Source organism: Cereibacter sediminicola (genome assembly GCF_007668225.1).
Taxonomy (GTDB): domain Bacteria; phylum Pseudomonadota; class Alphaproteobacteria; order Rhodobacterales; family Rhodobacteraceae; genus Cereibacter_A; species Cereibacter_A azotoformans.
Genome location: NZ_VDEK01000034.1, coordinates 24360 through 38264 on the forward strand (window position 1 = coordinate 24360; position 13905 = coordinate 38264).

The 13905-nt window shown below is 68.0% G+C and carries 11 protein-coding genes; 9 read left to right on the top strand and 2 right to left on the bottom strand.

Going from position 1 to position 13905, the window contains the following annotated elements:
- Nucleotides 1–20 precede the first annotated feature (20 nt).
- Together FG154_RS17145 and uxuA are read left to right on the top strand one after the other, a co-directional pair.
- The gene (locus FG154_RS17145; protein WP_145110548.1) at nucleotides 21–2339 is read left to right on the top strand and encodes a Tex family protein; all 2319 of its coding nucleotides are present in this window, start codon (nucleotides 21–23) and stop codon (nucleotides 2337–2339) included.
- Between the two features lie 146 nt (nucleotides 2340–2485).
- Complete coding sequence (uxuA, locus tag FG154_RS17150; protein WP_145110551.1) at nucleotides 2486–3700, top strand: mannonate dehydratase; 1215 nt, start codon at nucleotides 2486–2488, stop codon at nucleotides 3698–3700.
- Nucleotides 3701–3850: 150 nt separating this feature from the next.
- On the opposite strand, the gene parE is transcribed toward uxuA, so the two are convergent.
- Nucleotides 3851–5806, bottom strand: coding sequence for a DNA topoisomerase IV subunit B (gene parE / locus FG154_RS17155; protein WP_145110554.1), 1956 nt, complete (start codon nucleotides 5804–5806; stop codon nucleotides 3851–3853).
- Nucleotides 5807–6073: 267 nt separating this feature from the next.
- Here parE and FG154_RS17160 point away from each other — a divergent pair, with 267 nt between their 5' ends.
- The 4 genes from FG154_RS17160 (at nucleotide 6074) to FG154_RS17175 (ending at nucleotide 11102) form a co-directional block, all read left to right on the top strand.
- Entirely contained in the window at nucleotides 6074–7780 is a 1707-nt protein-coding gene (locus FG154_RS17160) for a bifunctional helix-turn-helix transcriptional regulator/alpha/beta hydrolase (RefSeq protein ID WP_145110557.1), read from the top strand.
- Nucleotides 7781–8021: 241 nt separating this feature from the next.
- Nucleotides 8022–9053 carry a polyphosphate kinase 2 gene (gene ppk2, locus FG154_RS17165; RefSeq protein WP_145110560.1) on the top strand — a complete coding sequence of 344 codons (1032 nt, stop codon included), beginning with the start codon at nucleotides 8022–8024 and terminating at the stop codon, nucleotides 9051–9053.
- A 37-nt stretch (nucleotides 9054–9090) separates the two neighbouring features.
- Complete coding sequence (locus FG154_RS17170; protein WP_145110563.1) at nucleotides 9091–9690, top strand: SAM-dependent methyltransferase; 600 nt, start codon at nucleotides 9091–9093, stop codon at nucleotides 9688–9690.
- A gap of 50 nt (nucleotides 9691–9740) precedes the next feature.
- Entirely contained in the window at nucleotides 9741–11102 is a 1362-nt protein-coding gene (locus tag FG154_RS17175; protein ID WP_145110566.1) for an MATE family efflux transporter, read from the top strand.
- A 39-nt stretch (nucleotides 11103–11141) separates the two neighbouring features.
- Here FG154_RS17175 and FG154_RS17180 read toward each other — a convergent pair whose 3' ends face one another.
- On the bottom strand, nucleotides 11142–12344 hold the full coding sequence (locus FG154_RS17180) for a pyridoxal phosphate-dependent aminotransferase (RefSeq protein WP_145110569.1): 1203 nt from the start codon (nucleotides 12342–12344) through the stop codon (nucleotides 11142–11144).
- A 106-nt stretch (nucleotides 12345–12450) separates the two neighbouring features.
- Between FG154_RS17180 and FG154_RS17185 the strand changes: the two genes are divergently transcribed.
- From FG154_RS17185 to FG154_RS17195, 3 genes are all read left to right on the top strand, one after another.
- Complete coding sequence (locus tag FG154_RS17185; protein WP_101339771.1) at nucleotides 12451–12849, top strand: helix-turn-helix domain-containing protein; 399 nt, start codon at nucleotides 12451–12453, stop codon at nucleotides 12847–12849.
- Nucleotides 12846–13115 carry an FAD assembly factor SdhE gene (locus tag FG154_RS17190; protein WP_145110572.1) on the top strand — a complete coding sequence of 90 codons (270 nt, stop codon included), beginning with the start codon at nucleotides 12846–12848 and terminating at the stop codon, nucleotides 13113–13115. The genes FG154_RS17185 and FG154_RS17190 overlap by 4 nt, the downstream gene beginning before the upstream one ends.
- Before the next feature lie 93 nt (nucleotides 13116–13208).
- Nucleotides 13209–13706: a MarR family winged helix-turn-helix transcriptional regulator gene (locus tag FG154_RS17195; RefSeq protein ID WP_011907474.1), complete on the top strand. Its 498-nt coding sequence runs from the start codon at nucleotides 13209–13211 to the stop codon at nucleotides 13704–13706.
- Nucleotides 13707–13905: the final 199 nt, after the last annotated feature.

The window sequence follows — 13905 nt, forward strand, 5'->3', positions numbered from 1 at the left end:
AATTTCTGGAGCCGGACCCCATGAGCACCGACGCCATCCGCCGCATTCCCAAGCTGATCGCCGCCGAGATCGCGGCCCGACCCGAGCAGGTCTCGGCGGCCATCGAGCTTCTCGACGGCGGCGCGACCGTTCCCTTCGTCGCCCGCTACCGCAAGGAGGTGACGGGCGGCCTCGACGACACGCAGCTGCGCACGCTCTCCGAGCGGCTGGCCTATCTGCGCGAGCTTGAAGCGCGGCGAGAGACGATCCTGTCCTCGATCCGCGATCAGGGCAAGCTGACGGCCGAGCTGGAACAGGCCGTGGTCAAGGCCACGACCAAGTCCGAGCTGGAAGACATCTATCTGCCCTACAAGCCCAAGCGCCGGACCAAGGCAATGATCGCGCGCGAGAACGGCCTTGGGCCCTTGGCCGAGGCGATCCTTGCCGACCGTGCCGCCGTTCCGACCGATCTGGCGAAGGGCTTCGTGACCGAGGCCGTGCCCGACGTGAAGGCCGCGCTGGAGGGCGCGCGCGACATCCTAGCCGAGGGGCTGTCCGAGAATGCGGACCTGCTGGGGCGGCTGCGTGCCCACATGAAGCAGGTGGGCCGCGTCTCGGCGAAGGTCGTCGAGGGCAAGGAGGCCGAGGGCGCCAAGTTCTCGGACTATTTCGCCCATTCCGAGGCCTGGGCCACGGCGGCCGGCCACCGCGTCCTCGCCATGCTGCGCGGCCGGAACGAGGGCGTTCTGGTGCTCGATCTCGAGGTCGATGCCGACGCGGCCCGCGGCGAAAGTCCGGCCGAGCGGATGGCCGGCATGGCGCTGCAGGCCGCCGGCAAGGGGCCGGGCGATCAGTGGCTGCGCGAGGCGGCGTCCTGGGCGTGGCGGGTGAAGCTGAAGACCTCGCTGACGCTCGATCTGATGGCGGAACTGCGCGAGCGGGCCGAGGCCGAGGCCATTGGCGTCTTTGCCCGCAACCTCAAGGACCTGCTGCTGGCCGCGCCCGCGGGCGGCAAGGTCACGATGGGGGTCGATCCGGGCATCCGCACCGGCTGCAAGGTTGCGGTGGTGGATGCGACGGGCAAGCTGCTCGCCACCTCGACCATCTATCCGTTCCAGCCGAAGAACGACCTGCGCGGCTCTCAGGTCGAACTCCTGAAACTGATCCGCGCGCATGGCGTGACGCTCATTGCAATCGGCAACGGCACGGCAAGCCGCGAGACCGAGAAGATGGTGACGGACCTGCTGGCCGCGATGCCCGCCGAGATGCCGAAGCCCGTGAAGGTGATCGTCAGCGAGGCCGGCGCCTCGGTCTATTCGGCCAGCGCGCTGGCGGCGGCCGAGTTTCCCGGTCTCGACGTCAGCTTGCGCGGCGCGGTCTCGATTGCCCGGCGGCTGCAGGATCCGCTGGCGGAACTGGTGAAGATCGAGCCGAAGTCGATCGGCGTCGGCCAGTATCAGCATGACGTGGACCAACATCGGCTGGGGCGCTCGCTGGAAGCGGTGGTCGAGGATGCGGTGAACGCGGTGGGGGTGGATCTGAACACCGCCTCGGCGCCGCTCTTGGCCCGCGTCTCGGGCGTGGGGCCGGGGCTGGCTGAGGCGATCGTCCAGCACCGCAACACGAACGGCCCCTTCGCGAAGCGTCGCGACCTCCTGAAGGTCGCGCGCCTCGGGCCGCGCGCCTTCGAGCAGGCGGCGGGCTTCCTGCGCATCCCGAACGGGACCGAGCCGCTCGACGCCTCGTCTGTCCACCCCGAGGCCTATGACGTGGCGCGCCGGATCGTCGCCGCCTGCGGGCGCGACCTGCGCAGCCTGATGGCCGAGCCGCAGCGGCTGCGCGCGCTCGACCCCTCGGACTTCACCGACGACCGCTTTGGCCTGCCGACCGTGAAGGACATCCTGGCCGAGCTGGAAAAGCCCGGCCGCGACCCGCGCCCGACCTTCAAGACCGCGACCTTCACCGAAGGGGTCGAGGAAATCTCGGACCTCAAGGTGGGAATGCTGCTGGAAGGGACGGTGACCAACGTCGCGGCCTTCGGCGCCTTCGTCGATGTGGGGGTGCATCAGGATGGGCTGGTGCATGTCAGCCAGCTGGCCGACCGCTTCGTGAAGGACCCGCATGAGGTGGTGAAGGCGGGCGATGTGGTGAAGGTCCGCGTGGTCGAGGTGGACGTGGCGCGCAAGCGCATCGGCCTCACCATGCGAAAGGACAGCGCCGACGCCCGCGCGCAGGCGACCGAGCGCCGGGCCGAGCCGCCGCGCAAGGGGGCCAAGCCGCTGCCCCGGCAGGCCGCCCCGCGCGACAGCGGCCCGAGCAACCCTTTTGCCGATGCGCTGAAGGGGCTGCGGCGGGACTGACCGTCGGCCCCGGCGCCATCCGGCCGCGGTCGCCCGGCATCATGGCGGCCTTGTCAACCGGCGCAGGAGATCCGCGCCGGTTTCTGCTCTCTTGCTAACTGGCATACTTGCATATTAGTTTACCCCTGCTCAGCGGGAGGATGAACATGCGGCAGACGTGGCGGTGGTTCGGGCCGAAGGACCTCGTGTCGGTGGACGACATGCGGCAGGCGGGGGTGGAGGGCGTGGTCTCGGCGCTGCACCACATCCCGACCGGCGCGCTCTGGACGCCGGACGAGATCGCCCGGCGCCAGCGCCAGATCGGGGTGATGACGGACGGCTCGGCCTCGGGGCTCAACTGGGAGGTGGTCGAGAGCCTGCCGGTCTCCGAGGACATCAAGAAGCAGAAGGGTGACTGGCGCGCGCATGTCGAGACCTGGAAGGCGTCGATGCAGAACCTGCGCGCCGCCGGGATCGAGGTGATCTGCTACAATTTCATGCCGGTGCTGGACTGGACACGGACCGATCTCGCATGGCGGCGGCCCTCGGGCGCGACCTGCATGCGGTTCGACCTGCCGGACTTCGCGGCCTTCGACATCCATATCCTAGAGCGGCCCGGCGCGGCCGAGGATCTGCCCGAATGGGTGGTGGCCGAGGCAGCGCTGCGCTTTTCCGAGATGGACGAGGACCGGAAGGCGGCGCTGGCGCGGAACGTCGTCTTCGGCCTGCCAGGCGCGGCCGAGCAGTTCACGCTCGAGGATGTGCGCCGCCATCTCGCCGAATATGCCGGGATGAGCGCCGAGACGCTGCGGCGGCACCTGATCGACTTCCTGTCGGAAGTGGCGCCCCTTGCCGAGGAGATCGGCGTCCGGCTCTGCTGTCATCCCGACGATCCGCCCTTCCCACTGCTGGGCCTGCCGCGCGTCATGTCGACGGAGGCCGATTACGCCGCGGTGATGGCCGCAGTGGACCTCAAGGCCAACGGCATCACGCTTTGCACCGGCAGCCTCGGCGCGCGGCCCGACAACGACCTGCCCGGCATGATGGAGCGGATGGGCGAGCGGGTGCATTTCCTCCACCTGCGCAACGTCACGCTGGAAGGGGATGATCTGCGCAACTCGTTCTTCGAGGACGGGCATCTTGAGGGCGGCACCGACATGGTGGCGATGATCGCCGCGGTGCTGGCCGAGGAGCGACGGCGCGAGGCCGAGGGGCGGGCCGACATCTCGATCCCGATGCGGCCCGACCACGGGCAGGACATCCTCGACGATCTCGGCCGCAAGGGGCAGCCGGGCTATCCCGCGATCGGGCGGCTGAAGGGGCTGGCCGAGCTGCGCGGGATCATGACGGCGCTGGATCACCCGCTGGTGCGCGGGGCCTGAGACGGATCCGCCCGGGGTTGGCCGCCGGGGGCTGGCTGCCCCCGGACCCCCGCGGATATTTTTGCGAGAATGAAAGGGGCGGGGCGGCGCCAGGGAAGGGCCGGCCAGCCGGCAGGCGGGCGCGGCGCCCGTGCCGGCGCCTGCGCGGCCTCAGACGTCGAGTTCCTCGACGAAGCGCGCGTTCTCCTGGATATACTGGAAGCGCAGCTCTGGCTTCTTGCCCATCAGCCGCTCCACCAGATCGCCGGTCTCGCCCGGCTCGTCCTCGTCGATCGAAACCCGGATCAGCTTGCGGGTGGCCGGGTTCATCGTCGTGTCCTTGAGGTCCTTGGCGTCCATCTCGCCCAGACCCTTGAAGCGCTGCACGTCGATCTTGCCCTTGCCGCCGAGACCCTTGGCGAGCCACAGTTCCTTTTCCACGTCGTCGGCGACATAGAGCCGCTTGGCCCCCTGCGTGAGGCGGTAGAGCGGCGGGCAGGCGAGGTAGAGATGCCCGCGGTCGATCAGCGGGCGCATCTGGGTGAAGAAGAAGGTCATCAGCAGCGAGGCGATGTGGGCGCCGTCGACGTCGGCATCGGTCATGATGATGATCTTGTCGTAGCGCAGCTCGTCGATGTTGAAGCGCGTGCCCATGCCGGTGCCGAGCGCCTGGCAGAGGTCGTTGATCTCGGCGTTCGCCCCCATCTTGCCCGAGGCCGCGCCCAGCACGTTCAGGATCTTGCCCCGCAGCGGCAGCAGCGCCTGCGTGGTCCGGTCGCGCGCCATCTTGGCCGAGCCGCCGGCCGAGTCGCCCTCGACGATGAAGAGTTCGGTCCCGTCGCGGGCGGTGGCGGAACAGTCCACCAGCTTGCCGGGCAGGCGCAGTTTCTTCGTCGCGCTCTTGCGCTGGGTTTCCTTCTCCTGCCGGCGGCGAAGGCGCTCTTCGGCGCGCAGCACGAGGAAGTCGAGGATGGCGCCGGCTGACTTGGTATTCGCGGCAAGCCAGTTGTCGAAATGGTCGCGCACCGCATTCTCGACCAGTTTTGCGGCTTCCTCGGTGGAGAGCCGGTCCTTGGTCTGGCCCACGAACTGCGGCTCGCGGATGAAGACCGAGATCAGCGCCGAACCGCCCGCCAGCATGTCCTCGCGGGTGATCTGGTCGGCCTTGCGGTTCTTCACCAGCTCGCCATAGGCGCGGATGCCCTTGAGGATCGCCGACCAGAAGCCGCTTTCATGCGTGCCGCCCTCGGGGGTGGGCACGGTGTTGCAGTAGGACTGGATGAAACCGTCGCGGGCGGGCGTCCAGTTGATCGCCCATTCGACCGAGCCGGGGACGCCGAACTTCTCCTGAAAGCCGACCTTCCCGGCGAAGGGCTTTTCGGCGTAGGTCGAGGCGCCGGAAAGCTGCTCGGCAAGATAGTCGCCGAGGCCGCCGGGGAAGTGGAAGACGGCCTCTTGGGGGGTGTCGCTGTCGGGGATCGCCGATTTCCAGCGGATCTCGACGCCCGAGAAGAGATAGGCCTTGGAGCGCGCCATCTTCATCAGCCGTGCGGGCTTGAACTGGAGATGGCCGAAGATCTCGGGGTCCGGGTGGAAGGTGATCGTGGTGCCGCGGCGGTTCGAGGCCGCGCCGACCATCTTGACCGGGCCCTGCGCGATGCCGCGGGCGAAGCTCTGCACCCAAAGCTCGCGGTTGCGCGCCACCTCGACCCGCATCGTGTCCGAGAGCGCGTTCACCACCGAGGCACCGACGCCGTGCAGGCCGCCCGAGGTCTGGTAGGCCTTGCCCGAGAACTTGCCGCCCGCGTGCAGCGTGCAGAGGATGACCTCGAGCGCCGACTTGCCGGGGAACTTCGGATGCGGATCGACCGGGATGCCGCGGCCGTTGTCGCGGATCGTCACCGAATGATCGGCGTGAAGTTCGACCTCGATCCGCGTCGCATGGCCCGCCACGGCCTCGTCCATCGAGTTGTCGAGGATCTCGGCCACCAGATGGTGCAGCGCCCGTTCGTCGGTGCCGCCGATATACATGCCGGGACGCTTGCGGACGGGCTCGAGCCCTTCGAGCACCTCGATCGAGGAGGCGTCATAGGTTTCCGGCTGGCCGGAGAGAAGGTCGTTGGCCATGGCTGCTCGATTCTTTCTGGACGATTGAAGTACCAATAGAGCATCCCGCGGGAGGGATGCGCAAGATCTGGTGGGATCGGCCGCGCCCCGCCTGCGGAACGGTGTTCGATCCCCACATGGCAAGACGGGGTCGGGTGCGCAAGGGACGGGTCTCGGGTGCGTATGGGCCCCTGCGACCCATGCGCCCATACGAGGCAAACCGTATTGGCGGGCCGGGCCGGTCGTGCAACCAGCGGGCGCAATCGGGGCGGCGAGGGTCGCGGGAGGATGGAAGACCTGTCTGGGGTGCCGGAGGATCGGGCGGCGGCGTCGGGTGCTGGCGGCAAGGATCTCGTGCACCTGGCCTATGAGCTTGCGCTCGATCCTGCGCGGCTGCCCGACTTCGTGGCCCTGTGGCAGGAGCAGCTGGCGCCATCGACGGAGGGGCCGCGTGCGGCGGACCCGACGCTCGAGCTGCATTTCGATCGGGCGCGGCGCATCCTCGAGCGGCTACCCCGGGACCAGCGCGGCGGGATCGAGTCCACCCTGGCGGGAATCCTGCGGGTGCCGGCCTTCCTGAGCGACGGGGTGGTGCGGATCGCCGCCTGCAACCTTGCGGCCGAGTCGGCCTTTCGGATCTCGGCCGGCGCGCCGCTGGCTGCGCTGCCCTTCGATGCGGCCGATGTGGTCGCCCTGTCCTCGACCATCCGGCCCGTGGCCCGCCGGGCGGTGCCTGCGCGAAACCTCCGCCTGCGCTCGGTGCCGAACGGGACAACGGTGGTCGTGCGGGTCTGCCCGATCGACGGGCAGGAAGGCCGGGCCAAGGCGCTGGTTCTGGCAACGGAACCCGTCTGGCCCGAGACCTTCGGCGAGCTTCTCAACGAGACCTTCGGCCTTACGGGGGCCGAGGTCGAGATCGTCCACGGCCTGACGCTCGGGCTGCCCCTGCGCGAGATCGCCGCGCTCCGGGGGCGGTCGGTCGAGACGGTGCGGACGCAGATGCGCTCGATCCAGCAGAAGACCGAAACCCACTCGCAGTCCGAGCTTCTGCGCCTTGTGATGGGGCTGATGGAACTCGCGCTCGCACCTGCGGGCGGGGCGGCGCCGCGCTCTTCAGGGCGGCTTCACGAGCCTCTCATGCGGCAGGTTTTCCTGCAGCCGGACGGGCGGCGGCTCGAGTGGCTCGAGTTCGGAGATCCGGTCGGGGCGCCGGTCCTGCATCTGCACGGCGAGTTCGGTCTCGCGCGCTGGACGCCCGCGGCCGAGCGGGCGGCGCGGTTGCGGCGGCTGCGGGTGATCGTGCCGATCCGGGCGGGCTATGGCCGGAGCGATCCCCTGCCCGAGGAGACCCCGTTTGCGGAAGGGAACGCCGCGGATCTGGCGGCGCTGGCCGGGCACCTTGGCATCGCGCGCACGGCGGTGCTGGCGCTCGGCGGGGATCTTGCCGCGGCCCTGTGGCTCGCGCGGTCGCGGCCCGGGCTGGTTGCGGGGATCGTCGCCTGTGCCCTTGATCTGCCGGAAGCGGCCGCCGCTCACTGGCCGGGACTTCTGGCCCGCACCGCGGAACGGTCGCCCGCGGCGCTTGCGCTGATGGTGCAGGCGGGCTTCGCCTTCGCGCGTGATGATGGGAAGGAACATTGGCTGCTTGATGCCTGCGGAGGGGCTGCGGCGGACCGGCTTGCGCTGCGGATCCCGGGCGTGCGCGAGGCGCTGCTGGTGGGCAGCGAAATCTGCCTCGGGGCCGACGCATCGGCGCACGCGGCCTTCCGCCGGGGCCGCATCGAGGCCAGGCGGGCGCTGCCGCCGGGACCCGCGCCAGGCCCGCTACTGTTCCTGCAGGGCGGGCTCGACCCTCTGGCCCCGCCGGACGAGGTGGCGGCCCTCGCCGCAAGGACCGGCGCCGTGGTCGAAATGCTGGCAGGCTGCGCGCGGCTGCTGTTTCTTGAGCAATGGGAGACGGTTCTGAACCGTCTCTGCGCCATTACCGCGCGCTGAAGCTCCTGGACATTAGTTTTACTGCAGTTGGAGTATGCGCTGAATCTTGCTCATCTGTAAGGAACGCGATCACAAGACTTTTCAACAAAGTTCTCATTTTCGCGCAAGATTGTTCCTGAACGGGGGCGGTGGAGACACCGCCCCCGAATTATTCGGCGACCGACCTCGATTGCATGACGCGGATCAAGGTGACCGGCCGGGCGCGCTCCAGACTCTGATCGAGCCGGAAAAGGAGGATCCCATGGCTGATGACCATCCCGTTGCCGAGCGGTTGGATGACCTTGCCGCCGCCGAGAGGATGACCGAGGGGCCTCCCACCGCTGAAGGTCCGCAGGACGCCGAACCGGAACCGGATCCGGTGGCCGAGACTGCTCCGACCGTGCCGCTGCACGGGCCAAGGCAGTTTCCGGCGGTGGGTGCGAACCTGATCCGGCAGGCCTTCGAGGGCGGCCACTATCCCTATCCGCGCCGCATGGGGCGCGCCACCTACGAGGCGGAAAAGGCCCGGCTGCAGGCCGAGCTCTTGAAGGTGCAGATCTGGGCACAGGAGACGGGCCAGAAGTTCGTGATCCTGATGGAAGGCCGCGATGCCGCGGGCAAGGGCGGCACGATCAAGCGATTCATGGAGCATCTCAATCCACGTTACGCCCGTGTCTTGGCGCTCACCAAGCCCGGCGACCGCGAACGGGGCCAGTGGTTCTTTCAACGCTACATCGAGCATCTGCCCACCGCGGGCGAGATCGTCTTCTTCGATCGCAGCTGGTACAACCGCGCGGGCGTCGAGCGGGTGATGGGCTTCTGCACCCCTTCGGAATATCTCGAGTTCATGCGGCAGGCGCCGGAACTTGAACGGATGCTCGTCCGCTCGGGGATACGGCTCTACAAATACTGGTTCTCGGTCACGCGCGACGAGCAGCGTACCCGCTTCCTCGCGCGCGAGACGGATCCGCTGAAGCGGTGGAAGCTCTCGCCCATCGACAAGGCAAGCCTCGACAAGTGGGACGACTATACCGAGGCGAAGGAGGCGATGTTCTTCTATACCGACACGGCAGATGCGCCCTGGACGATCGTCAAGTCGAACGACAAGAAGCGCGCGCGGCTGAACTGCATGAAGCACTTCCTGTCCAGCCTCGACTATCCGGGCAAGGATGCCGAGGTGGTGGGTCAGCCCGACCCGCTGATCGTGGGGCGCGCGTCTCAGGTGATCGGAACGTCCGCCGGCATCCTCGACAGCGCCACGCCGCCGGCCTTGCGCAAGCCGCGTCGCACCTGACCCTTGCCTTCCGCCCGATCCGGCGCAGTATCGGGGCATGTGGGATGAACGCTACAGCAGCCCCGGCTATCTCTTCGGCAAGGAGCCTGCGGGCTTTGCCGTCCGTGTCGCTTCCCTGCTGCCCGAGCGGGCCGAGGTGCTATGCCTCGGTGACGGCGAGGGGCGCAACTCGGTGCATCTGGCGGCTCTTGGCCATCGCGTGACCGCGATGGATCTGTCGGCGGTGGCGCTCGACAAGGCGCGGTCGCTGGCCCGGGAGCGCGGGGTTGCGGTCGAGTTGCATCGGGCCAACGTAGCCCACTGGGACTGGGGGCGGCCCTTTGATGCGGTGCTCGGGATCTTCATCCAGTTCGCCCCGCCCGATCTGCGCCGCATGATCCATGCCGGTATTGCGCGGGCGGTGCGTCCGGGGGGGCTCGTGCTGCTGCACGGCTATGCGCCCCGGCAGGTCGGTTACGGCACCGGAGGCCCGCCGGCGGCCGCGAACATGTACGAGCTGGCCGACCTCGAGGCCGACTTTGCCGGATGGGAGGTGCTGCTCGCGTCGGACCGTGACGAGACGATCTCGGAAGGTTCCGCCCATGTCGGCCGGTCGGCTCTGGTGGATTTCGTGGCGCGAAAGCCGCTTTCTGCCTGATCCGGCGGCACTGTCTTGATGTGGCCCCTGCGGCGGGATAGTGCTGGCGCATGTTCCACAATCCGACCTTTACCGGCCACGCGAGGGCGATTCTCGCGCTGGGGCTTCCCCTTGTCGGCAGCCACGTGGCGCAGATGTCGCTGCATGTCACCGACACGGTGATGCTGGGCTGGTATGGCGTGACCGAGCTGGCCTCGGTCGTGCTGGGGGCCTCGCTCTTCTTCGTCACCTTCATTCTCGGCTCGGGCTTTGCGCAGGCGGTCATGCCGATGGTGGCCGAGGCGCTGGGGCGCGGAGACGAGACGCAGGTGCGGCGCGACACCCGCATGGGGCTTTGGCTATCCATCGCCTTCGGGGCGCTGGTCTACCCGCTGTTCTGGTTCTCGGGCACCATACTTCTGGCGCTTCGCCAGCAGCCCGAGGTGGCGGCGCTTGCGCAGGATTACCTGCGGATCGCGGGGCTGGGCATGGTGCCCGCGCTGCTGATCATGGTGCTCAAGAGCTACCTCTCGGCGCTGGAACGGACGCAGATCGTGCTGTGGGCCACGCTGGCCGCGGTGGTGGTGAATGCCGGCCTGAACTGGGTGCTGATCTTCGGCAAGCTCGGGGCGCCCGAGCTGGGTGTCGAGGGGGCCGCCCTCGCCTCGGTCGGGGCGCAGCTCATGTCGCTGGCGGCCCTTGGGCTCTATGCGGCGCTTCTGCCGCCCCTGCGGCGGTTCAACCTGTTCCAGCGGTTCTGGCGCCCGGACTGGCATGCGCTGGCGCGGGTCTTCGCGCTCGGCTGGCCCATCGGTCTGACCGGACTGGCCGAGGGGTCGATCTTCCAGGCGGCGGCGCTGATGATGGGCTGGCTCGGCACCGTGCCGCTGGCGGCCCATGGGATCGCGCTGGAGGTGACGGCGCTGGCCTTCATGGTCCATGTCGGGATCTCGAACGCCGCCACGATCCGCACCGGGCGCGCGGACGGGGCAGGGGACACCGAGGGGCTTCGTGACGGGGCCAAGGTGGCGATCCTGCTCTCGCTGGCCTTCGGGCTCCTGATGGTCGCCATCTTCCTGCTTGCGCCGGGACCGATCATTGCGCTCTTCCTTGATCGCGCGAACCCGCAGTTCGACGAAATCGTGGCCTTCGGCTCGGTCCTGCTGGCCTTTGCCGCCCTGTTCCAGATCGCGGATGCGATGCAGGTGATCGCGCTGGGCCTGTTGCGCGGGCTGCGCGACACGCAGGTGCCGATGTGGCTGGCCAGCTTCAGCTACTGGATGGTGGGGATCCCGGCGAGCTATCTCCTCGCCTTTCCGATGGGGCTGGGCGGACCGGGGCTCTGGCTCGGGCTGGTGGTGGGGCTGACGCTCGCGGCGATCCTGCTCATGACGCGCTTCTGGCTGCGCGCCCCGCGGCTGTCGCTGGCCTGAGCGCCCCGCCCTGATCCGGGCGGGACGGATGTCCCTGCCTCAGCTCAGCCCGGCGCAGAAGGCCTGAATGCGGGCGCAGGCCTCGCGCAGCACCTCGTCGGAGGTGGCGTAGCTCACCCGGAAGTTCGGCGAGAGACCGAAGGCCGCGCCAAAGACCACCGCGACGCCCGTCTCTTCGAGCAGCGCCGAGGCGAAGGCCTCGTCGTCCGTGATCTTCGCGCCACCTGCCGAGGTCTTGCCGATGCAACCCGAGATGTCGGGATAGACGTAGAAGGCGCCCTCGGGGTTCGGGCAGGTGATGCCCTTGGCCTCGTTCAGCATCGAGACCACCAGATCGCGACGGCGCTGGAAGGCCTCGCGGTTGGTGGCCAGGAAATCCTGCGGCCCCGACAGCGCCTCGAGCGCCGCATATTGCGCGATCGAGCAGGGGTTCGAGGTCGATTGAGACTGGATCGTGCCCATCGCCTTGATCAGTTCCACCGGGCCCGCGGCATAGCCGATCCGCCAGCCCGTCATGCAATAGGCCTTGGACACGCCGTTGCAGGTCAGCGTGCGGTCGTAGAGGCTGGGCTCCACCTGCGCGGGGGTGGTGAAGGTGAAATCGTCGAACACCAGATGCTCATACATGTCGTCGGACATGATCCAGACATGGGGATGACGCATCAGCACCGCGCAGAGCGCCGCCAGTTCGTCGCGCGTGTAGGCCGCGCCGGTGGGGTTCGAGGGCGAGTTGAAGATGAACCACTTGGTCTTTGGCGTGATCGCGGCCTCGAGCTGCGCGGGCGTCAGCTTGAAGCCCGTCTCCATCCCGGCCGCCACACTGACCGGCGTCCCGCCGGCAAGCAGCACCATGTCGGGGTAGCTGACCCAGTAGGGGGCGGGGATGATGACCTCGTCGCCCGGATTCAGCGTGGCCACCAGCGCGTTGTAGAGGATCTGCTTGCCGCCGGTGCCCACCGTCACCTGCGAGGGCGTGTAGCGCAGCCCGTTCTCGCGCTCGAACTTCTCGCAGATCGCGCGCTTCAGTTCGGGGATGCCGTCCACCGCGGTGTATTTGGTGCGCCCCGCGTCGATGGCGCGCTTGGCGGCCTGCTTGATGTTGTCGGGCGTGTCGAAGTCGGGCTCACCCGCCCCGAGGCCGATCACGTCGCGTCCCGCGGCCGCAAGCTCACGCGCCTTGTTGGTCACCGCGATGGTCTGCGAAGGTTTCACGCGGGCAAGCGTGTCGGAGAGGAAGGCCATGCGGGAAAACTCCGGGCGAGGGTGGCTGGGGCCGGTTTGTAACTTTCGGCCACTTGTCTTAGGTTCAGCCCCGAAAGCGATCAAGCGGTATCAAGGGAGAGGCAGGATGGCAGCGGACAGCCCCGGGTGGTTCAGCAACGAAACGGCGACCTTCGGAGACCGACTGGCCGGCGCGCGTGAAGCGGCCGGTCTGACGCAGGAAGAGATGGCGCGTCGGCTTGGAGTGCGGCTGAAAACGCTGCAATCCTGGGAGGATGACTTGGCCGAGCCGCGCGCGAACCGGCTGCAGATGATGGCCGGGATGCTGAACGTGAGCCTGCGGTGGCTGCTGACCGGCGAGGGCGACGGGGTCGAGGGCCCGTCGGAACCTGTGGTGCTGCCGGCCGAGGGCCGTGAGGCGCTGGCCGAACTGGCGCGGATGCGCACGCAGATGCTTGCGCTGGCGCAGGAGATGGGGCAGCTGGAAAAGCGGATGCGGGCGCTCTTGCGCAAGGAGGCGGAATGATCGAGGCGGACGAGGCGCGGCTCAAGCGCATGTCCATGCGCTCCTGGCGGCGCGGCACCAAGGAGATGGACCTGATCCTCGGCCCCTGGTCCGACGTCCATCTCGCGCAGCTGTCGGAGGAGCGTCTGGCGCTCTATGATTCTCTTCTGAACGAGAATGACCAGGATCTCCTGCCCTGGATTCTCGGCCAGCGGGAGCCGCCTGCGCCTCTGGCCGCGCTGATCTCCGAGATCGGGGAGTTCGCCCGCACGCGACTGGCCCGCTGAGGCCCTCCGGCGCCGGAAATCTGGCGACAGTTTACGTTATGTTTGCGCTTTGTGCCGATTCTGTCTCTGGCAACGCAGTGTTGGAGATGAGGGATGACGGTTCACGCAGGCATTCTCGATGGGTCGCAGAAGGCCTTTCTGCTCGGCTATCTGGAAAGCCTCTCGCTGGTGGAGCGTCTTCACCGGCTGCTGCTCGATGTGGTGAAGGACGAGTTCGAACGGATCGGCGTGCTCGAGATCAACTCGGTGCAGGCGCTGCTTCTGTTCAATGTGGGAGAGAATGAGGTGACGGCGGGTGAGCTGAAGTCCCGCGGCTACTACCAGGGCTCCAATGTCAGCTACAACCTGAAGAAGCTGGTCGAGTTGGGCTACATGCACCACCAGCGGTCCGAGATCGACCGCCGCTCGGTCCGGGTGCGCCTTACCGAGAAGGGGCGGACGGTGCGCGGCATCCTGTCCGATCTCTTCTCCCGCCATGCCGAGGGGCTGGAGCGTCGGGGAATCGTGGGCCCCGCGGGGATGGAGGATCTGAATCAGGCGCTGCGAAGGATGGAACGCTACTGGACCGAGCAGATCCGATACATCTACTGACGGAGCAGCTTTTCAGCGCGCGTAAGCGCTTGTGCCTTGTAGTAATTCAGTTTCCGACCATGTTGGTCACTGCCGTGGACACTATGGTGGACATTATGAATGCTGCTGCAAGGTACAACGCTGCAACGCTCGTTCGAGTAAAGATGCGCTGATCGGGCTTTGCGCCAGACGGCGACGTTGGGACCCTGTCCTGCATCGC